This is a genomic window from Arcobacter thermotolerans (genome assembly GCF_983172305.1).
Genome location: NZ_CFAFZJ010000002.1, coordinates 193,788 through 214,539, shown reverse-complemented (window position 1 = coordinate 214,539; position 20,752 = coordinate 193,788). Strand labels below are relative to the sequence as shown.

23 protein-coding genes are annotated in these 20,752 nt (G+C 26.0%); 10 read left to right on the top strand and 13 right to left on the bottom strand.

Annotated features, from left to right (window positions below; translation table 11 throughout):
- The first annotated feature begins 73 nt into the window (after positions 1-73).
- From AC5LG6_RS02725 to AC5LG6_RS02705, 5 genes are read left to right on the top strand one after another with little or no spacing between them, the layout of a single operon-like run.
- The gene (locus tag AC5LG6_RS02725; RefSeq protein WP_066165209.1) at positions 74-307 is read left to right on the top strand and encodes an acyl carrier protein; all 234 of its coding nucleotides are present in this window, start codon (positions 74-76) and stop codon (positions 305-307) included.
- Complete coding sequence (locus AC5LG6_RS02720) at positions 300-1,427, top strand: D-alanyl-lipoteichoic acid biosynthesis protein DltD (RefSeq protein WP_498585632.1); 1,128 nt, start codon at positions 300-302, stop codon at positions 1,425-1,427. The genes AC5LG6_RS02725 and AC5LG6_RS02720 overlap by 8 nt, the downstream gene beginning before the upstream one ends.
- Before the next feature lie 9 nt (positions 1,428-1,436).
- Positions 1,437-1,577 (top strand): hypothetical protein, encoded by a 141-nt coding sequence (locus AC5LG6_RS02715; RefSeq protein WP_164071300.1) that lies wholly within the window; start codon positions 1,437-1,439, stop codon positions 1,575-1,577.
- The gene (locus AC5LG6_RS02710) at positions 1,577-2,716 is read left to right on the top strand and encodes an MBOAT family O-acyltransferase (protein WP_498585631.1); all 1,140 of its coding nucleotides are present in this window, start codon (positions 1,577-1,579) and stop codon (positions 2,714-2,716) included. The genes AC5LG6_RS02715 and AC5LG6_RS02710 overlap by 1 nt, the downstream gene beginning before the upstream one ends.
- Positions 2,713-4,149, top strand: a complete 1,437-nt coding sequence (locus AC5LG6_RS02705) for an AMP-binding protein (RefSeq protein ID WP_498585630.1) — start codon at positions 2,713-2,715, stop codon at positions 4,147-4,149. The genes AC5LG6_RS02710 and AC5LG6_RS02705 overlap by 4 nt, the downstream gene beginning before the upstream one ends.
- Positions 4,150-4,182: 33 nt before the next feature.
- Here the strand turns inward: AC5LG6_RS02705 and AC5LG6_RS02700 are convergent, their stop codons facing one another.
- The 4 genes from AC5LG6_RS02700 to AC5LG6_RS02685 form a co-directional block, all read right to left on the bottom strand.
- Positions 4,183-4,515 (bottom strand): DUF2325 domain-containing protein, encoded by a 333-nt coding sequence (locus tag AC5LG6_RS02700; protein ID WP_066219018.1) that lies wholly within the window; start codon positions 4,513-4,515, stop codon positions 4,183-4,185.
- Between the two features lie 147 nt (positions 4,516-4,662).
- Positions 4,663-5,160 (bottom strand): transglycosylase SLT domain-containing protein, encoded by a 498-nt coding sequence (locus AC5LG6_RS02695; protein WP_066154327.1) that lies wholly within the window; start codon positions 5,158-5,160, stop codon positions 4,663-4,665.
- A 75-nt stretch (positions 5,161-5,235) separates the two neighbouring features.
- Complete coding sequence (locus tag AC5LG6_RS02690; protein ID WP_498585629.1) at positions 5,236-5,952, bottom strand: carbon-nitrogen hydrolase family protein; 717 nt, start codon at positions 5,950-5,952, stop codon at positions 5,236-5,238.
- Complete coding sequence (locus AC5LG6_RS02685) at positions 5,949-6,464, bottom strand: methylated-DNA--[protein]-cysteine S-methyltransferase (RefSeq protein ID WP_498585628.1); 516 nt, start codon at positions 6,462-6,464, stop codon at positions 5,949-5,951. Before AC5LG6_RS02685 ends, AC5LG6_RS02690 begins: the two co-directional genes overlap by 4 nt.
- Positions 6,465-6,600: 136 nt before the next feature.
- Between AC5LG6_RS02685 and AC5LG6_RS02680 the strand changes: the two genes are divergently transcribed.
- Positions 6,601-7,218 (top strand): hypothetical protein, encoded by a 618-nt coding sequence (locus AC5LG6_RS02680; RefSeq protein ID WP_066222503.1) that lies wholly within the window; start codon positions 6,601-6,603, stop codon positions 7,216-7,218.
- Between the two features lie 35 nt (positions 7,219-7,253).
- Here AC5LG6_RS02680 and AC5LG6_RS02675 read toward each other — a convergent pair whose 3' ends face one another.
- The 3 genes from AC5LG6_RS02675 to thiD are packed head-to-tail and all read right to left on the bottom strand — an operon-like array spanning position 7,254 to position 11,193.
- Positions 7,254-9,146 carry a glycosyl hydrolase gene (locus tag AC5LG6_RS02675; RefSeq protein ID WP_498585627.1) on the bottom strand — a complete coding sequence of 631 codons (1,893 nt, stop codon included), beginning with the start codon at positions 9,144-9,146 and terminating at the stop codon, positions 7,254-7,256.
- Positions 9,143-10,381, bottom strand: a complete 1,239-nt coding sequence (locus AC5LG6_RS02670; protein WP_498585626.1) for a glutamate-5-semialdehyde dehydrogenase — start codon at positions 10,379-10,381, stop codon at positions 9,143-9,145. Before AC5LG6_RS02670 ends, AC5LG6_RS02675 begins: the two co-directional genes overlap by 4 nt.
- A 59-nt stretch (positions 10,382-10,440) precedes the next feature.
- Positions 10,441-11,193: a bifunctional hydroxymethylpyrimidine kinase/phosphomethylpyrimidine kinase gene (thiD, locus tag AC5LG6_RS02665; RefSeq protein WP_260964094.1), complete on the bottom strand. Its 753-nt coding sequence runs from the start codon at positions 11,191-11,193 to the stop codon at positions 10,441-10,443.
- A gap of 211 nt (positions 11,194-11,404) precedes the next feature.
- Here thiD and AC5LG6_RS02660 point away from each other — a divergent pair, with 211 nt between their 5' ends.
- The 3 genes from AC5LG6_RS02660 (at position 11,405) to AC5LG6_RS02650 (ending at position 12,824) form a co-directional block, all read left to right on the top strand.
- Positions 11,405-11,719 carry a DEAD/DEAH box helicase family protein gene (locus AC5LG6_RS02660; RefSeq protein WP_066165239.1) on the top strand — a complete coding sequence of 105 codons (315 nt, stop codon included), beginning with the start codon at positions 11,405-11,407 and terminating at the stop codon, positions 11,717-11,719.
- 9 nt (positions 11,720-11,728) lie between these two features.
- Positions 11,729-12,109, top strand: coding sequence for a hypothetical protein (locus tag AC5LG6_RS02655; RefSeq protein WP_498585625.1), 381 nt, complete (start codon positions 11,729-11,731; stop codon positions 12,107-12,109).
- 136 nt (positions 12,110-12,245) lie between these two features.
- The gene (locus AC5LG6_RS02650; protein ID WP_498585624.1) at positions 12,246-12,824 is read left to right on the top strand and encodes an NUDIX hydrolase; all 579 of its coding nucleotides are present in this window, start codon (positions 12,246-12,248) and stop codon (positions 12,822-12,824) included.
- 1 nt (position 12,825) lies between these two features.
- Here AC5LG6_RS02650 and AC5LG6_RS02645 read toward each other — a convergent pair whose 3' ends face one another.
- The 5 genes from AC5LG6_RS02645 to AC5LG6_RS02625 all read right to left on the bottom strand — a co-directional run bounded on the left by AC5LG6_RS02645 (position 12,826) and on the right by AC5LG6_RS02625 (position 18,006).
- On the bottom strand, positions 12,826-13,464 hold the full coding sequence (locus AC5LG6_RS02645) for an HAD family hydrolase (RefSeq protein ID WP_498585623.1): 639 nt from the start codon (positions 13,462-13,464) through the stop codon (positions 12,826-12,828).
- Positions 13,465-13,634: 170 nt separating this feature from the next.
- A complete protein-coding gene (locus tag AC5LG6_RS02640) occupies positions 13,635-14,198 on the bottom strand; it encodes an LOG family protein (RefSeq protein ID WP_498585622.1) in 564 nt (187 codons plus the stop codon).
- Between the two features lie 12 nt (positions 14,199-14,210).
- Positions 14,211-16,613, bottom strand: coding sequence for an efflux RND transporter permease subunit (locus tag AC5LG6_RS02635; protein ID WP_431394352.1), 2,403 nt, complete (start codon positions 16,611-16,613; stop codon positions 14,211-14,213).
- Between the two features lie 75 nt (positions 16,614-16,688).
- Positions 16,689-17,279, bottom strand: a complete 591-nt coding sequence (locus AC5LG6_RS02630) for a Tgt2/MlaC family protein (RefSeq protein ID WP_498585621.1) — start codon at positions 17,277-17,279, stop codon at positions 16,689-16,691.
- Positions 17,272-18,006, bottom strand: coding sequence for an MlaA family lipoprotein (locus AC5LG6_RS02625; protein ID WP_186984260.1), 735 nt, complete (start codon positions 18,004-18,006; stop codon positions 17,272-17,274). The genes AC5LG6_RS02630 and AC5LG6_RS02625 overlap by 8 nt, the downstream gene beginning before the upstream one ends.
- Before the next feature lie 124 nt (positions 18,007-18,130).
- On the opposite strand from AC5LG6_RS02625, the gene AC5LG6_RS02620 reads away from it, so the two are divergent.
- The gene (locus AC5LG6_RS02620) at positions 18,131-18,841 is read left to right on the top strand and encodes a YebC/PmpR family DNA-binding transcriptional regulator (RefSeq protein WP_066222475.1); all 711 of its coding nucleotides are present in this window, start codon (positions 18,131-18,133) and stop codon (positions 18,839-18,841) included.
- Positions 18,842-18,912: 71 nt separating this feature from the next.
- Here AC5LG6_RS02620 and AC5LG6_RS02615 read toward each other — a convergent pair whose 3' ends face one another.
- Complete coding sequence (locus tag AC5LG6_RS02615) at positions 18,913-20,679, bottom strand: ABC transporter ATP-binding protein (protein ID WP_260959352.1); 1,767 nt, start codon at positions 20,677-20,679, stop codon at positions 18,913-18,915.
- Between the last annotated feature and the right edge of the window lie 73 nt (positions 20,680-20,752).

Genomic DNA, 20,752 nt, shown 5'->3' with positions numbered 1-20,752 from the left:
TTTTTTTGCTCAAAATTTTAAAATATTTAATATAATTCCGTTTGTTTTAGATAAAAAAATTTTAGGAAATAAAATGGATATTGCCAATAGAATTAAACCTTTGGTTGAAGAGATTGCTTTTAAAAGTGTTGAAATAGATGAGCCATTATATACATCAAATTTAATTGATAGTATGGGAACAGTTGATTTAGCAATGATGTTAGAAGATGAGTTTGATATAAAAATTGATACTAGAGATATTATAGAGAGTAATTTTGACAGTATTAGTAAATTGGTTAACTACATAAAAAGTAGAATTGGTGAATAATCGTCTAGTTTTAAATATTTCTTCACTGTTTTTGGCTTTCTTTGTAGTTTTTATTATACTTTTTTTTACAAAAAATAGGCTATTTGACTACTATTTTACCTATTTAGACTCTTTAAAAAAAACAGTTGAACTACAAAGCGATTTAGAAAGTGGAAAAATTGTCTTGTTTGGTTCTTCAGAATTAGTATTTTATCCTAATCAAAAATTTTTACCCCAAAACTTTTTTAATAATGATTTAAAGATACCTTTAAGAGTTCAAGGAAATGAAGGTCATCAATCATTTGTAATATTATCTCAATTAGCAGCCTTTGATAATAAAAAAGTCAGAGAAAATGCAAAAGTGGTAGTTCTTTTATCTCCTAGTTGGTTTACAGGAAGTAGTGACAACGGTCTTACTATGGCAAAATTTTTAGAATATATGAATTTAGGTATGATGAATAAACTCTATTTTGAAGGTCAAACTCAAGATAAGTATAAATTTTTAATAAGTGATTATATTCAAAATAATATCTCATATATCAAAGAACCAACTTTTATATATCAAACACCATATAAAGAGATGAAAGATGAATATATAAATAATAAAATTAAAAAATTTATGATAGAAAAATTTGATGAAAAGTATGTAAAATCGCAAGATATTAAATATTTTAAGCAAGATTTGAATTTTGATGATTTAAAAAATGAAGCAAAAAATATAGAAATTTCATCTTCAAATAATAATCTTGGAATTAACAATGAGTATTATTCAAAATATGTTGAACCACAAATTGCAAAAAATAGCTTCCCATTTGAAATAGTAATCCCTCCATCTTTGGAAAAAAATGAAGAGTATCAAGATTTTTTAGATTTACTAGATTTTTTAGATAGCTACAAAATTAAACCACTTTTTATTATGCAAGATTTACACCCTTATGTATTTAGTAAAAATAGAGAAAATGCAAACTTACTTATGGAAACAATAAAATCAAAAGTTTTGGAACATAACTTTGAATATATGGATATGTGGACATATAAAAAAGAGGATTATGAGATTGGAACATTAACAGATATTGTTCATTTTGGTGAGTTAGGTTGGGTTAAAGCCAATCAAAAAATAGTTGATTATTTTGTTAAATAAGGAAATTTTTTGAGATATTTTTTTAAATTCTTTTTTATATATCTGCTTTTGATAGTTGGTCTTTTGTATATTTTAGCTGATGAAAATATAAATGATTTAAGTGGGAATGATGTTGATTCTACTGTTGAATTTGTATACGAGGAGTTTTAATGTATGATTTTTTTCCTTTTTCAGGAGTTGGATTTTTTATAATAAGCTTTTCATTTATTCTTTTCTTACATATATTTAAAAATATTTTAAGTAAATTTATCTCATATAAAATGGTTATTTTTATAGCTGTTGTTGTTTATATATCTTTTGCTATTCCTGACTCTTATTTGATCTTTTTACTTCTTATTTATACTTATGTTATTTACTATATTTTTGTAAAAAACGGTTACAAAGAGACACTTTTTGCAATGATTGTTATAGCCTTTCCTATGATGTTACATAAAATTGATTTAGAAAATCCTATGTTTAAAATTATAGGTATTTCATATATTACATTTAGGACTATTCAAGCAATAGTTGATAGTCACAACTATGGAAAACTATCATTTTTTGAGTTTACATCATTTTTACTATTTCCTACAACTCTACTAGCAGGTCCAATAGATAGATCATACAGATTTCAAGAGGATTTACAAAAAGGTTATGAAAATTTAACTTTAGCAAATATATTAAAAGGTTGGGAAATTTTAGTTGTTGGAGTTTTATTTAAATTCGTTTTTGCAAAGCTTGTTACTATGTATTGGCTTGGAAAAATAGATGAAAATAGTATCTTGTTTTTTGATATGGCAAATAGTGCATATGCATACACAACTTATCTTTTTTTTGATTTTGCTGGGTATAGTGCAATGGCTGTTGGATTAAGTATAATGATGGGTATTTTTGTTCCAATGAACTTTAATCATCCATATATTGCACCAAATCCACAAGATTTCTGGAGAAGATTTCACATAACTTTAGGAAGTTGGCTAACTGATTATTTCTTTAAACCATTATATAAGTATCTTCATAATTTTGATTTTCTAAAGAAAAGAAAGTTACTTATACAAAATATTGCAATAACATGTACTTTTTTGCTTATGGGAGTTTGGAATGGTTTAAATTGGTACTTTATTTTTAGTGGTTTTTTATTTGGAATCTATTCAAGTATTCATAACTCTTATGTTTTGTATACTAAAAAAGGTGGATATGACTATTTTTCATTTTTTCCAGATATTATAAGTATAAATTTAAAAAGATTTTTGATGATAAATGCAGCAGTTTTTGCTCTATATTTTTTTAGTGGAAGGGTTCCTTTATGAGATTCGATTTTAAACTTTTAGATTTTGTTGAGTGTGAAAAAGAGTTTGACAAATTGGCTGTTTGTGGAAGTGACAAAGATTTAACGTGGAGTGAGTTAAAAAATGAAGTAGATAGTTTTAAGAAAAAACTTCAAAAATATAATCTTCCAAAAGGGCATCCAGTTCTTATTTATGGACATAAGGAAGTAGATTTTATTGTAAGTATTATAAGTTGTATGAGTTTAGGGTTTCCATATATTCCTATTGATACAATTTATCCAAAAGATAGAGTTGATAAAATAGCAAGTATTGTAAAATCTGCTATTAAGATAGATACAATAGAAAATAAAATAGATTTTAATCAAAGCAATATATCTACTTCATATTTATTAAGTGACCCAATAATTTATATTATTTTTACATCAGGAAGTACAGGTGAACCCAAAGGGGTTCAAATTACACAAAACTCTATTTTGGATTTTGAAAAGTGGTTAAATAGTGATTTTGGACTATCAAAAGATAGTGTATTTATGAATCAAGCACCTTTTAGTTTTGATTTATCTGTTTATGAGTTAGTTGGTTTTTTATCTTTAGGAGCAACTATTGTTTTAAATAGTAAAGATACTATAGAAAATCATCTTCTATATTTTGAAAGATTGAAAAAATACTCTTGCGATGTTTGGGTTTCAACGCCATCATTCATTAGTAAGCTTTTACTTTCATCTGAGTTTGAAGAAAAAAATATAAAAAGTTTAAAAACCTTTCTTTTTTGTGGAGAGGTTTTACCTTCAAACACTGTAAAAAGAATAAAAAATAGTTTTCCATCTTCTATTGTTTTAAATACATATGGACCAACAGAAGCTACAGTTGCTACAACTTTGATAGAAATCACCTCTGATATTTTAGAAAAATATTCAAAAAATTTACCAGTTGGTTATATAAAAGAGAATTCAAAGATAAATTTATTAGATATTGATGAGCAAAATATTGGTGAGCTTGAGATTGTTGGAGACAATGTATCTATTGGATATTTTAAAAATGAAGAGTTAAATAAGCAAAAATTTGAGAAAAAATATGAAAAAAGAAGTTTCAGAACAGGAGATTTCGGTTATTTTGAAGATGGTTTACTATTTTTTGCAAATAGAAAAGATGAACTTATAAAACTTCATGGATTTAGAATAGAACTAGGTGAGATAGATAAAGAGCTTCTTAGTGATAAAATGGTAAGTGAATCTATAACAATTCCACTAAAAAGGGGAAATGATGTTGCAAAGATTATCTCTTTTGTTATAGGTTCTAAATCCTTAGATATTGAAGTTTTAAAGCATAATATCTCAAAAAATCTTCCATACTATATGATTCCATCAGATATTGTTGTGTTAGATAAATTTCCATACAATTCAAACCATAAAATTGATAAAAATGAGTTGATAAATATTTATAAAAGTATCTAAAACAAAGAGTTTTATCTCTTTGTTTATATAAATTTACAGTTCTTTATTATAGCAGTTTGCATAACATTGACTACAATCTTTTATCCCCATAATTTTTACATATTCATCATATACACAAGATATTGATCTTTTAGCACAAATAAATGGAATATTTCTTTTTTTAGCTTCATTTTTATATTTTAGCATTGTATTGTGGTTTAAAAAAGATGTTAGCATAACTATACAATCTGTATCTTGTGGTACTTTTTTCTTAGGTGCTGAAGATTTCTTTCTTGCATCCCAGTGATTTATAGTTTTTGCTCCCATTTGTGTCAGCATAGAAGATATTTGAGATATTTGGTCTCCGCCAATTATTAAAATACTCATTATTTCCCTTTATATTGATAATTAATATCAAAATATTAGTGGAATAAAACTTTGATTTTTATTAAAATATGATAATTGATATCAAAAAGAAAAAGATTTTTTTAAAAGAGATGTAAAAAACAACTAGGCTACGCTAGTTGTTATATTTTACACGTTGAATTTTTTTAGTTCTTTAATTATTAGAGCAATCTCTTTTGAGTACTCTTTTGCTTGTTTGCTATTAAATTTGTAACCAGCATTGTAGCTTCCCCAAACTTTTGTCCAATCATTTCTATGGATTTTTTGCCAAAAAGTAAGTTCTTCTATCGCATTTTTTGTAGCAAACTGAAAATCTGAAACCAATTTTGAAGCAAAAACATTTCTATTCCAAGTAGTATCTTTTATATTTTGTCTACTTAAAACAGTTTTAATATTTGCTTGATAAAGACCAAAATCTTTTGTGTCAAGATTTACCATATACTCACCAAGTTTTGATTCTTTGATTGCTATTGCCATCAAAGTATAACTAAGTCCAGTATCTTGCCCATGTTTTTTTATCTCTTTTAGTGTCTCTAGTTGCTCGGGCGTTAAGTTTTTTATATCTACATTAGATGCAAAAACATTAGAAATAAATAGTAAAATCAGTAATAAAGATTTAAATTTCAATGTTTTCTCCTTTATAAAATTTTTTTAATAGGTATAAATAGTATTTTAAAATTGTGTAATAATTGTAAAATGAGATTAATTTAATCCAATATCTATATATTTTCTAACTTTTAAAATTTCATCTTTATCAAATTTTGCTTCTAAAATTGTTTTATTATCATCTTTTATAATATTTCCAAATGGCGATATTATAGCACTTCCTTTTGCCATATTATCGTTTGCACTATTACTTGCAATTACAAAACTTTGATTAACTAAAGCTAAAGCTTTACTAATAGTTTCATAATGTTCTTTTCTTTTTATCCCCCACATAGCAGGATTTAAAATAATATCAGCACCTTTTATCTGTTCCCAAAGAGTAGGAAATCTAAGCTCAAAACATATTAAAGTTGCTATTTTTAGACCATTTATATCTATAATTTTTATGTTACTATCTTTTGATGGAGTAAAATATTTATCCTCATCTCCTAGAGAAAAAAGTTTTATCTTATCTTGAGTATGGACAATATTTTTATTAAAAAAGATAAATAATCTATTGTAAAATTTATCATCTTCTTTTATAATTGTAGTAATTGCTATAATTTTATTTTCTGAAAGCTCTTTTATCTCATCTATTGCTTTTATTGAAAAAATACTAGCTTCTTCCATCTTATCATATGCAAAACCTACAAGTGCTAATTCAGGTGCTAAAATTAGTGACTCATTTTTACAAGATAGAATTAAATTTTTCAAATTTTCAAGATTTGTTTCAAAATTATCACAAGTTTTCATTTGAAGAGATATTAAGTTCATTTTTCTCCTTTTTCTAAATTTAGTAGATACTCTTTTATCCAAATTCCACCAGTGTAACCACCTATGTTTCCATTATTTGCTATTACTCTATGGCAGGGTACAATTATACTTAAATTATTTTTACCATTTGCATTTGCAACAGCCCTATATGCTTTTTCATTTCCAATATTTTTTGCTTCTTCTTTGTAGCTAATAGTTTCTCCATACTCTATTTTTTGTAAAGCTTCCCAACATTTTATTTGAAAAGGAGTTCCTATTAGTCTAATTGGAATTGTAAAATTATCTCTTTGATTTTTAAAATACTCATCTAACTCTATTTTTAATTTTTGAAATTTACTATCATCTTCTACAATATTTGAAGCTTTTAATATTTTTTTGAAGCTTTCTAATTTTTTATTACAAAACTCCTTTTCAAAAGGCACAAATAGTATTAGTTCCTCTTGAAAAATAGCTGCAAACATTATAAGTTTTTGAGTTTGAATAGTTGTTGTATAAATAGTGTAATTTTTCATATTATGAATTCTAACATAATCATATAGAAGATTTAGTTTTCAATAATAAAAAATAAAAATTGATTCTCTTTTTTTGTATATAGTAAATTTATCTGTATAGATGTATAATTTTGCTAATTTATGATGAGGAAAATATATGAAAAAAATTGCATTTGTAATTTTATTGTTTAGTGTTTGTAATTTGTTTGCTCAAAATAACAGATATGATATAAAATCTGGTATTGTTGAATATGATATTTTGGGAACTACAAATTCAAAAGATCATACTTTTACTGGAAGTAGTATTTTGTATTTTAAAGATTTTGGTAATTTAGAGTTATTTGATGAGATTATTACTCAAAAAAGAGGCTCTATAGTTGAAGAAGAGAGAAATACGTATAAAATTTCAAAAGGTAAAATCTATACAGCAGATTTTAATGATGAGATAATTTATTCTCAAGATTTAAGTGTTGATGATGAAAATCCTATTGCAAATACAAAAAATAGAGAAGCATTTAAAGAGATGGGTGCAAAATTTTTGGGTAATGAGAATATTTTAGGATATAAGTGCGATATTTGGGAGTTAGGTGAGTATAAAATTTGGGTTTATAATAGTGTTCCTCTAAAGCAAATTAGTAAATCTTTAGGTGTTGAGCAAATGCAAATTGCTAAAAATGCAAACTTTAATATAGATATAAAAGATAATAAATTTAAACTACCAAATTTTCCGGTAAAAGCTATAGATGTGATTATAGGAGAGGGTGAAGAAGAATAAAAGTAGATTGAAGAATTTTCTTCAATCTATTTTTTTTAGTTTAATAGTTTCTTATTTTTATCTTTTGTTATAGTATAAAGTACGATAATGAAGGCAATAGCTCCTAAAAATGTATTTGTAAGCATCGAAGCTAAAATACTTAAAACTAAAGCAGTGATTATAAATGGTTTTTTATCTACTAATAGTGCAAACACAGAAGCTATAATTGCTGCAATTCCAATATAGTTGAAATATAGTAAATACCAAACATTTCCAACAATTGAACATAAGAATCCACCACCATTTAGTTTACAAGAAATATCCATATCTCTATTCATAATAAAACCATGTTTGAATAATAAAATAGCAATACAAATAGCTACAATATAAATAATTGGTTTTTTTAACTCATTTAAACTACTGTTTTTTAAAGAACCAACGCATAATATAATCACAAATACAAGATTTATAACGGCCAAAATATTGCTAAAAATATTTAGAGTTGTTTCGTTGTAAACCATTACAAGAGTGTTTATAAATAAAATAATAGCAAATAGTCTTTCAAAATTTCCAAATTTTAATCTATCAAATTTACCAAAATATGACCATAGGAATGAAATAGCAAGGATTATTAATCCGTAAATTTCAAAATTCTCATATCTTCCATTGTAAGCTATATTTACAGTCATAATAAATACAAAAATCATACTAAAATAGAAAGCAACTTTAGAAATAATCTCATATTGATTTTTAGAAACTATATGTTTTAAAAGTTCATAATATACATAAAGCTGTGTTCCTAAAAGTAAAACAGCCCAAATAGCTTCCAAATTATTTCTTGAGATTACAACATACTGTTCAACTTGAAGCATAAATAAAGTTGCAAATACTGTATTTACAACACTAAAAGTTATAAGTCTAATTGTTGATGTTTGTTCATTTTTAAATCGAAGAAAAAATCCAAGTATTAAAACTAAAGAACCAAAAGCTAAATATAGATAGTTAGGAAAGTTTGAAACATCTCCGCTAAATACATTTTTATCTGCTCTATCTTTATCAAAAATTCCCCAAAAACCTCCAACAGCACCTTCGCTTTTTCTTTTCCAAGGTTGGTCTATTGCTTCTATTATATTGTATTGCCAGTTATGTTCGTTTGCAAGTTTTACAAAATCTCTTATATAAATTGCTTGATTTATTTTGCTAGGAGCTGCATCTTCTCTCATTCTTCCTTCACTTGGCCATCCTGTTTCACCAATTAAAATATTTGATGTTCCAAGCTCTTTTTCTACTTCAAGTCTTACATTTTTTACATGTTCAATTGAATCATGAATATTTTTTGGTTCATCTTCCCAATATGGCAAAATATGAATAGTTACAAAATCTGTAAGCTCTTTTATTTTTGGATATTTAAGCCAAAATTCCCAAACATCTGCATAAGTTACAGGATATTGTGGAAGAGCCTCTTTTACCTCTTTTATATATTTTGCTAGTTGTACATCAGTTTGATCTCCTCTTAGAAGAACCTCATTTCCTACAATAATTGCTTTTATAACTTCAGGATATTTTGCAGCTAACTCTTTTAAAGTAGCAATTTCAGCAACTGCTTGTTTCTCCTCTTTCCCTATCCAAATTCCCATTAAAACTTGCATTCCTAACTCTTTTGCAACTTTTGGAACAAGCTCTTGACCAACAGTTGAATAAGTTCTTACACAAGAAGTATATTTAGAAAGAAGTTCCATATCTTTTCTTATGTTCTCTTCTTTTAAAACCATTCCTTTATCAAAGAAAAATGGTGATTCATCTTTTCCATAAGGTGCATAAGATACACATTGAAGTTTATCAAAGCTATTTGAATTATCTTTTAAAATTGCCTTTTCACCTAAATAGTGCCAAAAAAATAGTGTTGCAATAACACTACAAAATATTAAAAAAAGTCTATTTGTACTCATTTTGTTCTAACTTGTCCTTGTCCGTAAATTTTATATTTAAATGTTGTTAAATCATTTATTCCCATAGGTCCTCTTGAGTGAAGTTTGTTTGTAGAAATTCCAACTTCAGCACCAAGTCCAAACTCTCCTCCATCTGTAAATCTAGTACTTGCATTTGCATATACACAAGCTGCATCAACTTCATTTAAAAATCTATTAATTGCTGTATAGTTTTCACTTAAAATTGCTTCAGAGTGTCCTGAACCATGTTTTGATATGTGATCTATCGCTTCATTTAAATTTTCTACGACTTTTATGTTTAAAATGTTTTCTAAATACTCTATATAAAAATCTTCCTCTTTAGCTGGGGCAATTTTTATATATCCTAAAGTTTTTGGACAACCTTTTAAAATAGTTCCATGCGCACTAAGCTCTTCTTGAATTCCTGGTAATATATAAGAAGCTATCTCTTCATGAATTAAAAGAGTTTCTAGAGAGTTGCAAGCACTTGGTCTTTGACATTTCGCATTTATTACAATATTTATAGCTTTTGAAGCATTTGCATCTTTGTCTATAAAAGTGTGACAAACCCCTTTGTCGTGTTTGATTACAGGAATACTAGAGTTTTGAGTGATAAATTTAATTAAAGCTTCACCACCTCTTGGAACTATCAAATCTACATATTTATCTTCAACAATCAATTTTGCAACACCTTCACGGCTACTATCAGGAAGTAGTGAAACTATCTCTTTTGGAAGATTGTTTTTTTCTAAAACATCTTGTATTATTTTAGCTATTGCTCTATTTGAATTTTCAGCCTCTTTCCCACCTTTTAAAACACAAACATTTCCACTTTTAAAACAAAGTGCTGCTGTATCGCTTGTTACATTTGGACGACTCTCATATATGATTGCAATAACACCAATAGGAATTGATACTTTTTGAATATTTAAGTTGTCTTTAGTAAGCCAACCATCTAAAACTCTTCCAACTGGTTCTGTTTGAGAAGCAATTTGTCTTATAGCATTTGCCATATCTTGAATTCTACTATCGTTTAAGTATAATCTATCTTGCATTGCAGAGCTTAAATCAAGTTCACGTGCAAGTTTCATATCTTTAATATTTTCTTCAATAATGAAACAAGAGTTTTCTTCAAGTGCATCTGCAAATTCTAGAAGAGTTTTATTTTTGATAGCTGTGCTTAAAGTTGCTACAACACGACTACTTTCTTTTGCTTTTTGTAGAAATTCTTTCATAGATTTTTCCTAAAAATTTTGTGTAAATATACTAAAGTTTGGCTTTGTATAGGCTTTTTTTATAAAATGTGATTTATAGGTCCATTTCCTCTTCCAAAATTTGGAGCATTTTTTATAGCTTTGTAGATATATTGTTTTGATTTTTTTATACTTTTACAAAGAGATTTATCTCTTGCAATAAGTGAAGCAATAGAGGCACTAAAACTACAACCTGTTCCATGAGTATTTGAAACGTCAGCTTTTTTACCTTTAAATATCTTAATTTTCCCATTTTTTTTCAACAAAACATCTACTGTTTGATTATCACTTTTTATTATATTTTTAAAGATAATATTTGTTGGAATATCTTTTAAATTTTTTATATCGTTTATATTTTCTACATCAAAAAAAAGTTTGGCTTCTAAACTATTTGGTGTTATTAAATAAGCATATTTAAAGTTTGATTTTAAACTATTTATAGCTTCATCATCAAGTAGTTTTGAACCAGCTCTTGAAATAGCAACAGGGTCTAAAACTATTGGAATATTTAAATCTTTTATAGTTTTAAAAACTTCAAAAATAAGCTCTTTTGAGCTTAGCATTCCTATTTTTATACAATTTACTTTAAAATCTTCTATTACGGATTTTATCTGTTTTACTACGAATTCAGGTTTTAAAACAACTACATCAGTAACTCCTAAAGTATTTTGTACTGTAACTGCTGTAATTGCTGTTGTCATAAAAACTTTGTGATAAAAACCACTTTTTATATCAGCTTGAATACCAGCTCCACCGCTACTATCACTTCCTGCTATGCTTAAAACTATTTTCATATTCTGCCTTTTAAATTTCGTATTCCTTATTTAAAAGGAATCTATAATTTTTTGACTACTTTTTAACGCAATTTATGAAAATTACTAAAAGTAGGAAAACTCTAAAGAAATAAACGAGTTGATTTAAAACTTGTTAAATCTAAAAATATGTTAAGTATAATTAAAAAAAGGTTAAAATGCTCCTATAAATTGCTAACAAATAGGAAAATAGATGAAAATCAAAGATATTTTAAAATCAAAATCAAAAGAGCTTGTAAACATAGCAAGTGAAAATACAACAAAACTTTTTGACTATCCAAAAATTAAAAGCAAACAACTAAAAGATATGATAAATTTAAAGATTAGAGAAAAAGCAATAATAGCAACAAAAGCTAGATTAATTGAAAATAGTAAAAATATAAATGATTTTAGTGATGAAGATTTAGAGATAATTATTGCCGATGAAGAGAGAAAAATAGTTGATGATTTAAAAACAAAATCTTTAGTAGTAGCTCTTGCAGCTTTAGGTATAAACTTCTTTGTGTAAGGATAATAAATGTTTAAACAAATGAAATCAGCTCTTTTTTGGTACTACTTATATAAGTTTAGAAAAAGAGCTATTTTTATATTCTTTCTTCTTTTAGTGGCACTTTTTTCTGGATTTATATATGGTGATGTTGTTGAGTATTTAAAACTTACACAAAATATTGAGTATTTAAAATATGTTTTAGCTCTAAAATGGTTTATAATAATTTTTAACTCTTTATTATCTATTTATTTAATTTTAACACTTTTTAAAAATAGTGAAAATCAAGAAAAGAGTAGTGTAAAAAAAGATAAAGTTGAAACTAAAAATAGTTTTACTCAAAGAGAAACTGATCTTTTACATAAGAAAAAACTCACAAATAAAGCAGAAAATATAATAAAAAATAGATAAAATCATTTTTAGTATAAAATAAAATTGTCTTAAAATAAGTTTTTTAATCTTAATTAAATTTTAATATGTCACAATACGAAAAAATTATCTTTCTATTTTTCTTAAAAAATCTAAACCTTTAAAATGAAATGAGTATATGATGAGAGTGGTTGTAGGCATAATAACTGATAATAAAGAAATATTATTATTAAAAAAGAATAATCCAGACTGGCAAAAAGGGTTATACAATGGAATAGGTGGAAAAGTTGAATTAAATACAACTCCACTTGAAACAATAATAAAAAAATGTCAAGAGGAGTTGGGTGTAAATATTTCAAATTGGATAGAGTTAGATAGTGAAATATCATCAAGTGGTATAGAGATTGTATATTTCTTGACTACTTTAAATGAAGGTGAAATAAAAAAGCTACAAAGCCAAACAGATGAAAGAGCAGAACTATTTTCTATAAATAATCTTCCTACAAATATATTTCAAGATTTAAAAATTCAAATAGAGAGACAATTTTTTAAACCAAAAAATAAGATGAATAGAAAAACAAAATTGCTTATTTATATTTTGATTCCTATATTTATTATTTTACTCTCTTTAATGATTGTTGGAAAAATTAAAACAGGTAGTTTCTTATACTACCTTACAGATAAAAAAGAGGATATAGATAAAGATAAATCAGTAGAATTTATAAAAGGTTTTAAATCAAAATTATTTGGAGAGTAATTTATAGAAGTTTTTCAAGATCATCTAGCTTATTTATAAAAAAATCAGCTTTTGTAAAATCTTGATTTTTTGTAAACTCATTTTTTACAACAATACAATCAATATTTGCTCTTTTTGCACTCTCTAAACCTCTTTGAGAATCTTCCACAACTATCGCTTCGAAAGGTTTTGAACAAAATTTTTCTAAACCTTTTAGATATGGTTCTGGATTTGGTTTTGCTTTTTCATAATCTTCAACACAAAGTACAAAATCCATAAAATCAGCAATTCCTCTATTTTTATGAATTAGCTCAAAATCAACTCTTCTTGAAGTTGTAATTATCGCCATTTTATATTTTTTTGATAGGTTTTTTAAAATATCTTTTACTTTTGGAATGTTTATATCTTTTGTTTGTAAGAATTCTTGATAAAAACTATCTCTTAATTTTCGGTGTTTTTCTATGATATCTTTTTCAATATTATAAATTTCTGCTAGTTCAAAAGCACTTCCACCTTTTACCATAATATTTTGGTAAAAATCCATCTCAAGATTTAAACCCAAAAGAGCAAGAGATTTTTTATTTGCTTCAAAGTACCATTTTTCAGTTTCAACCAAAACACCATCATTATCAAAAAGAATATATTTTTTTAAATTTTTCATTTTTTAACCTTTAAAAAAGAGAATAAAAAAAGGAAGCCTTTTAAAGCTTCCTTTGTTTTATAGGAGGAGAAAAAGTTAAAATTAATTAACTTGTAAGAGAATTATATAAATTCATCATTAACCTCTTATAAATACAAAATTAATAGATAGTAAATAAGAGCAATTTTATCTTATTTATCCCATTTTGCCTTTGGAGCTTCATAATCTTTTATTTTTTCTATAATTTCATCAATATTATCACTAACAATCAACATATCAACAAATCTTCTATCCATAAAACCACTGTTTGAGCAAGAGTAGAAAAATTCAATTAATTTATCATAATATCCATTTATATTTACAAAAGCACATGGTTTTTTATGATATCCAATTTGTGAAGATGCAATTACATCAATAATCTCTTCAAATGTTCCATAACCACCTGGAAGAGCTATAAAAGCATCGCTTAGCTCCTCCATTTTTGCTTTTCTCTCTCGCATACTATCTACTTTATATATTTTTGAAATATTTGTATTTTCAAGCTCTTTTCCAACTAAATCAAAAGTTATTACACCTGTTACTTTATTTCCTAAACTTAAAGATTTATTTGATATAACTCCCATTAATCCTTGTTTTGAACCACCATAAACAATATTTATACTGTTTTTATATAATTTTTCTGCAAGTTCTATAGTTTTTTCTTCATATATTTTACTATTTCCAAAAGCAGAACCACAATAAATCGCTACATTCATAAATTAATTCTCCTAATTCTTTGTTTTAAATGGTTTAAATATAAATAGCAATCTTGGAAGCAAAATAAGATTTGCTATTAAAACACTAATCATTACAACTGCTGTTAAAAGACCAAAATATATAGTTGGAACTAGATTTGAAAGCATTAATATTGAGAATCCAATAACAACAATAATTGTTGTATGATACATAGGATGACCAACTGTATTTATTGCTTTATTTATTGATACTTTATAGTTTCCATGACTTTGTTTGTACTCAAAATCAAATCTATGCATAAAATGAATAGTATCATCAACAGCGATTCCTAAAGCAATAGCTGCAATTGTAATAGTCATTATATCTAGTGGTATTTTAAGCCAACCCATAATTCCAAAAACAAGAGAAATAGGAATTAAGTTTGTAACTAAAGCTATTAAAACCATTTTTATATTTCTAAATAGTATTAAAAACATAATTCCTAAAACAAAAATAGAAGCTCCAGCAGTTGAAATTTGTGACTCAAACAAAGATTGAAGCATATTATTGTATAAAATCATAAGGTTTGTAAGTCTAAAAGTTGTATCTTTGTTTGTGATAATATCTTCTAAATCTCTATTAATCTTTTTTATAAGTTCATTTCTTCTTAACTCATCATTTGAATCAATTATTCTCATACTAATTCTAGCTTCATTTGCTTCAATATTTACAAAAGGGCTTAAAATAAGTTTTTTATAATCTTCGGGAAGTTGATTGTAAATAAGTGCTAGAGTTATTCCATCTAAATCTTTATTATCATTTAAAGTTTTTCCAATCTTAAGTAAAGTTGCTAAGGATTGAACTTTTCCAACTTCAGGAATATTATCAAGATAATCATGTATTTTTGTTATTAACTCCATTTTATCTTGAGAAAACCAGTATTGTTTATCATCATTTTTTGATATAAATTCGTTTTCAAAATCATCAAAATCACTATTTTCTTCTATTTTTACTATATTTTTATCTTCTTTAAATTTTATAATAACATCAAGTGGAGTTGTACCTCCTAGATTTTCATCAATTACTTTCATACCTTTGTAAATTTCTGTATTTGATTTAAAATAGTTTATAAAAGAGTTTTCAACAAAAATTTTTGAACTTCCAACAATAGAAAAAATTGTAGTTAAAATTGCCAAAGTAATTATAATTTTTCCACGGTTAATTATAATATTTGGTAATTTTGGTATAAAAGATCTTATTTTCTCTTTTTTTTCAACTTCCGCTCTTTTGCCAATAAGTATCAAAAAGATTGGAAAATATATAAAAGTTAAAACTAAAGATACCAAAATACCAACACTCATCATAAGCCCTAGATTTATAACTGGTTCAATATTTGATAAAACCAAAGATGAAAAACCAACAACTGTTGTAATAATTGCAAAAAAAGATGGAATTAGTTTTGATAAAACAGTGTTTATTGTTAGTTTATATTGACTTGCATTTTTGTATTTAAAGTATAACTCTTTATATCTTTCGACTAAGTGAACTACCATTGACATTGTTATTATAAGTTGTAAGGCAACAAAATTTGAAGATATTACTGTAACTTCCCAAGAAAATATTCCCAAAATCCCAGATGTACTTAAAATTGAGATAAAACAGATAAATAGAACTATAAAAACCCATCTAAAGCTTCTAAAAATGTAGTATAAAACAAAGATAAAAATGAAAATAAGACTAATTCCATAAATCAACAAATCATTTTTGACAAAATGAACAGCATCATTAGCTATCATACTAACTCCGCCTAAGAATATCTTTGCATCACCTTCATAATTTTTTATAATATTTCTAATATCTTCAATATTTTTGCTATCTTTTACTCTTGAAGTTTCTCTATACTCTTTAAACTCTAAGTTATTTCTTTCTAGTTCTTCTATATCTTCTTTAGTTAAAGCTTGAACATCTTGTTTTTTTAAAAGATTCTCTCTTTTTTCAATAAATTCAAAATATTTTTTATCATCTTTTAGGTGAAGGATTAAAGCAGTTGTTTTAAAATCTGAACTTACAAGAGCATTTTTATATAAAGGTGAGTTTAAAAACTCATTTTCTACTAAAGACTTATCAAACTCTTTTGTACTTAAACTATCAACTCCTGCAACTAAGTCTGAAATAGGGCGAATTGGAGATTGAAGAAGAGGAACTGTAAGAATTGAATCAACTTTTGCAATATTTTCAACTTTTTCAAAATCATTAGAGATATTTTTTATAGTATTTAAAGTTTCATCATCTAAAAGATTTTTTTTTGGACTAAAAGTAACTATTAAAAAGTTTGAGTTTTCATATTTCTTAAAACTCTCTCTAAAAAATTTTAAATCTTCATCATCTTCAAGAAGCAGTGTTTCTGCACTTGCATCAATTTGCACATCTTTTGCATTATAAGAAAGGTAGCTCACAAAAATTGTGGCTACTATTAAAAATAAAAAAGGATACTTAAAAATTAAAGTATCATATATTTTTTTATACATAAACTATTGATTTTTAAACTGTTTAAACATTTCATTAAAAGATTTCTCTTTTAGAAGTCCAGCAAATTGTTGTCTATAAGTTTGTATAATACTAACACCAACTAAATCAATATCATAGATAAACCATTCACCATTTTTTTCATAAAAATTGTAGTTTATACTATAATTTCCCTCTTTTCCTATAAGTTCAGTTTTTAGTTGAAGTCTTGTATTGTTATATGGTTCAAGAGTTAAGATTTTTACTTTTTGATCATTATAAAGCTCTAGTTTATCGCTATAAGATTTTTTTATCTTATCTTCGAATACTTCACTAAACTCTTTTTGTTTTGCCTCATCTATACTATTCCAAGCATCTTTTCCAAGAGCTATTTTTGCCATAAGATCAAAATCAAAAGTGTCATCTACAATAGTGATAACTTCTTTTTTCATCTCCTCTTTTGACAAGCTTTTATCTTTTAAAACCAACAATACTTTGTCTATTTTATTTTCCATTTGAGTTTTTATATCCTCTTTTTTAAGTGCATAACTACTAGAAGATATTGTTAATAAAATTATTAAAATTTTTAATAAGTTATTTTTAAATATATTACTCATTTATCTCTCTTTCTCTTTTTTGATTATAAGAATCTCTTAAATATGGGTATAAATCTATAGCATCTCGTTTAATAATCTCATACATATTTGGATTAAAAGAGTACTCATTTACTTTATACCAAGAGTCAATTGCTATTGCTTGCCCTATATTTTGAGGAATTTTATACTCCAATGTATTGTGTCCTAATCTATCAGTTGGCGATAATAAGAAATCACCCGCAAGCCCTATAATATCTCTAGGATTTGAAGGTCCTAAAAGTGGTAAAACTATATGAAAACCTTGACCAACTCCCCAGTATCCTAAAGTTTGTCCAAAATCTTCTCTATAAATTTTCATGCCTAAAGTATTTGTTGCTTGATCCATAAATCCACCAAATCCCCAGATAGTATTTACCAAAAATCTTCCTAACTCTTTTCCTGCATTCTCAAATTTAAACTGTAAAAGATTATTTGCAAATCTAATAGGAAAAAATAGATTTGTAAAAAAGTTATTTATACCAGTTCTTGCAACTTCTGGTACAACATAAGCATAACCTTTTGCTGTTGGAGTTAGAACATATGTATAAAAACTATCATTAAAAGATGTCATAACTCTGTTGTATCCACTTAGTGGATCAAATACTACACTATTTGTGGGTTTAAACTCATTTTCTAAATCTTCAGGAAAATTTCCTTCATTTGCAAAGCAAAATATTGATAGTAATAATGTTAATAATATTTTTCTCAAAATGGTCCTTTTTAAATAAAAATAAAATTGTAGCTAAAGTTTATAAAGAGAAAACTTTAACTATTTTATTAATATATTTTTAGATACAATACCACCTAAAAAATATTATTTTATGGAGTTTTTTATGGGAAGAGCTTTTGAATATAGAAAAGCAGCAAAGATGAAAAGATGGGGAAATATGTCAAGAGTATTTCCAAAATTAGCTAGAGCTATCGAAGTTGCAGCAAAAAGTGGTGTTCCTGATCCTGAAATGAATTCAGCTTTAAGAACTGCTATTTTAAATGCAAAAGCTGAAAATATGCCAAAAGCAAATATAGATGCAGCTATAAAAAGAGCAACAGGAAAAGACTCAGCAAACTTTTCTGAAGTTAATTTTGAAGGTAAAGGACCTCATGGAGTTTTAGTTTTTGTTGAAACAGCAACAGACAACAACACAAGAACAGTTGCAAATATAAAAATGTATTTTAATAAAACACAAGGACAAGTTGTACCAACTGGTTCTTTAGAGTTTTTCTTTGATAGAAAAGCTATTTTTGAATTTGCAAAACCAGCTAATTATGAGTTAGAAGAGTTAGAACTGGAGCTAATAGATGCTGGACTTGAAGAGCTTGAAGAAGAGGATGGTTTATGTTTAGCTTATGCAAACTATACTGACTTTGGAAATATGAATCAAAAATTTGAAGAACTTGGAATTGAACTTACAAAAGCAGAGTTAAAAAGAATTCCAAATAACCCACAAGAGTTTACGGAAGCACAACAAGAAGATATTGGAAAGCTTATAGAAAAGCTAGAAGATGATGATGATGTGCAAGCTGTTTATACAAATATTGCATAAAAATCAAAAGTAGGGTGTAGTATTTTAATCTATACCCTAAGAAAATATAAAATCTTTACAAAATTTAAAATCTAATTTATAAGTTGATGTTTTACAAAATCTTTATAATGTCCTGTTTTATCTTCAAGTTCCAAATGAGTTCCACTTTGTACTAATTCACCATCTTCAAGTACAAAAATCTTTGAAGCATTTTTTACAGTGCTTAATCTGTGAGCGATTGTAATTACTGTTTTATCTTTTAAAATATTTTCAAGATTTTCAAAAAGTTTTGTCTCTGTTTGTACATCTAAAGCTGAAGTTGATTCATCGAAAATAACTACGCTAGGATTTGCTAAAATCATTCTAGCAATTGATAATCTTTGTCGCTGACCACCACTTAGTCTTATTCCCATTTTCCCAACAATAGTATCTAAACCATCTGGTAAATTTTCAAGCATAGAGTTTAATTGAGCTATTTTTAAAGCCTCTTTAATCTTTTCATTACTTATATCTTCACCCATTGTAAGGTTAAATCGTAAAGTATTATTAAATAAAATAGGCATTTGAAGAACCAAAAATATATGCTCTCTTAAACTCTTTTTTGAAATATTATCAATACTTATATCGTTGTATAAAATATCACCACTATTTTTTGCATAAAATCCAGCGATAAGTTGTGAAATAGTAGTTTTTCCACTTCCACTAGCTCCAATTATTGCAACTTTTTCACCACTTTTTATAGAAAAACTAATATTTTTTAATGTTGTTTTATCTTCTGTATAAGAAAAAGTAAGATTTTTAAGAGTTATATCTATCTTCTTGTCTTTTAACTCTATATTTCCATCACTTTCAGTTTTTAGTTCTAAAACTTTGTTAATTCTTCCAATAGCTGCTTTTGCACTAGCAAGAGAGTATTGAATAGATAAAATCTCTTGAACAGGAGTCATAATAAACCAAATGTATCCAAACATAGCAAACATAAGTCCAATTGATAAATCACTATAAGCTACTAATAAAAGTCCTGTTGCTCTAAATATTTCAAAAGCAAAAAGGAAAATTGTATATGAAAACTTTTCATAGGCTACACTTTTGTAGTTGAACTCATTTGAAGCTCTTTTTATATCTTCAGCTTTTTTTATAGATGTATCAAAAAAATTATCTTCTTTATTACTTGCTTTTATTTGAGAAAATAGGTCTAAAGTCTCATTTATATTATTTTGGAAAGCTTCAATAGTGGCATTTTCCTCTTTTTTAAGTTCACCTGTTTTTTTAGCAATTCTTCTTGATATTATTGCAATTGTTGGTTGAGTTAAAAGTATCATTAATCCTAAAACAAAATCTATTTTTATAATTACAAAACCAACAGCTAAAAGAGTCAAAGAAGAAGTTATAAGTTTGCTTGAAACATTTACAATAAAACTATCAAGAGTGTTTACATCTGTTATTAAGTTTGCAGATATCTTTCCACTTCCTAAACTTTCATACTCATTCATATTTACTTTTTTTAGATGATTTAAGAGTTTTACTCTAATGTCAAATATTACTATTTTTGATATTTTTGTAAATATTTTTGTATTTATAACTCCAAAAATAAAGTGAAAAGCTCTTAAACAAATCACAACAGCAGTAACAATTGCAACATAATAAAAAGCATTTCCGCTACCAAAAAACTCATTTATATTATTTACAAAAAAGTCTGGTTTATTTAGTAAAACTTCATCAACCAAAAGTGGAAGTAAAAGAGGAATAGGAACGCTTATTAAAATTCCTATTACTGTAAAAATTTGTCCTAAAATTAGTGCTTTTTTATTTTTTAATAAAAGTTTATATATAGATTTTAAAGATATTTTGTTATTCATAGAGCCATTATATCAATTTTTTGCTACAATAAACAATTATTCTACAGTTCTTGAGTAAAGTAAAAATAAAAAA

Excerpts from the sequence above, each read along its gene's own strand:
- AC5LG6_RS02705 (WP_498585630.1), top strand. The coding sequence starts at position 2,713 with ATGAGATTCGATTTTAAACTTTTAGATTTTGTTGAGTGTGAAAAAGAG.
- AC5LG6_RS02700 (WP_066219018.1), bottom strand. The coding sequence starts at position 4,515 with ATGAGTATTTTAATAATTGGCGGAGACCAAATATCTCAAATATCTTCT.
- AC5LG6_RS02680 (WP_066222503.1), top strand. The coding sequence starts at position 6,601 with ATGAAAAAAATTGCATTTGTAATTTTATTGTTTAGTGTTTGTAATTTG.
- AC5LG6_RS02630 (WP_498585621.1), bottom strand. The coding sequence starts at position 17,279 with ATGAGTAATATATTTAAAAATAACTTATTAAAAATTTTAATAATTTTA.
- AC5LG6_RS02710 (WP_498585631.1), top strand. The coding sequence starts at position 1,577 with ATGTATGATTTTTTTCCTTTTTCAGGAGTTGGATTTTTTATAATAAGC.
- AC5LG6_RS02725 (WP_066165209.1), top strand. The coding sequence starts at position 74 with ATGGATATTGCCAATAGAATTAAACCTTTGGTTGAAGAGATTGCTTTT.
- AC5LG6_RS02670 (WP_498585626.1), bottom strand. The coding sequence starts at position 10,381 with ATGAAAGAATTTCTACAAAAAGCAAAAGAAAGTAGTCGTGTTGTAGCA.
- AC5LG6_RS02620 (WP_066222475.1), top strand. The coding sequence starts at position 18,131 with ATGGGAAGAGCTTTTGAATATAGAAAAGCAGCAAAGATGAAAAGATGG.
- AC5LG6_RS02645 (WP_498585623.1), bottom strand. The coding sequence starts at position 13,464 with ATGAAAAATTTAAAAAAATATATTCTTTTTGATAATGATGGTGTTTTG.
- AC5LG6_RS02655 (WP_498585625.1), top strand. The coding sequence starts at position 11,729 with ATGTTTAAACAAATGAAATCAGCTCTTTTTTGGTACTACTTATATAAG.
- AC5LG6_RS02615 (WP_260959352.1), bottom strand. The coding sequence starts at position 20,679 with ATGAATAACAAAATATCTTTAAAATCTATATATAAACTTTTATTAAAA.
- AC5LG6_RS02640 (WP_498585622.1), bottom strand. The coding sequence starts at position 14,198 with ATGAATGTAGCGATTTATTGTGGTTCTGCTTTTGGAAATAGTAAAATA.
- AC5LG6_RS02685 (WP_498585628.1), bottom strand. The coding sequence starts at position 6,464 with ATGAAAAATTACACTATTTATACAACAACTATTCAAACTCAAAAACTT.
- AC5LG6_RS02675 (WP_498585627.1), bottom strand. The coding sequence starts at position 9,146 with ATGAGTACAAATAGACTTTTTTTAATATTTTGTAGTGTTATTGCAACA.
- AC5LG6_RS02690 (WP_498585629.1), bottom strand. The coding sequence starts at position 5,952 with ATGAACTTAATATCTCTTCAAATGAAAACTTGTGATAATTTTGAAACA.
- AC5LG6_RS02650 (WP_498585624.1), top strand. The coding sequence starts at position 12,246 with ATGATGAGAGTGGTTGTAGGCATAATAACTGATAATAAAGAAATATTA.
- thiD (WP_260964094.1), bottom strand. The coding sequence starts at position 11,193 with ATGAAAATAGTTTTAAGCATAGCAGGAAGTGATAGTAGCGGTGGAGCT.
- AC5LG6_RS02660 (WP_066165239.1), top strand. The coding sequence starts at position 11,405 with ATGAAAATCAAAGATATTTTAAAATCAAAATCAAAAGAGCTTGTAAAC.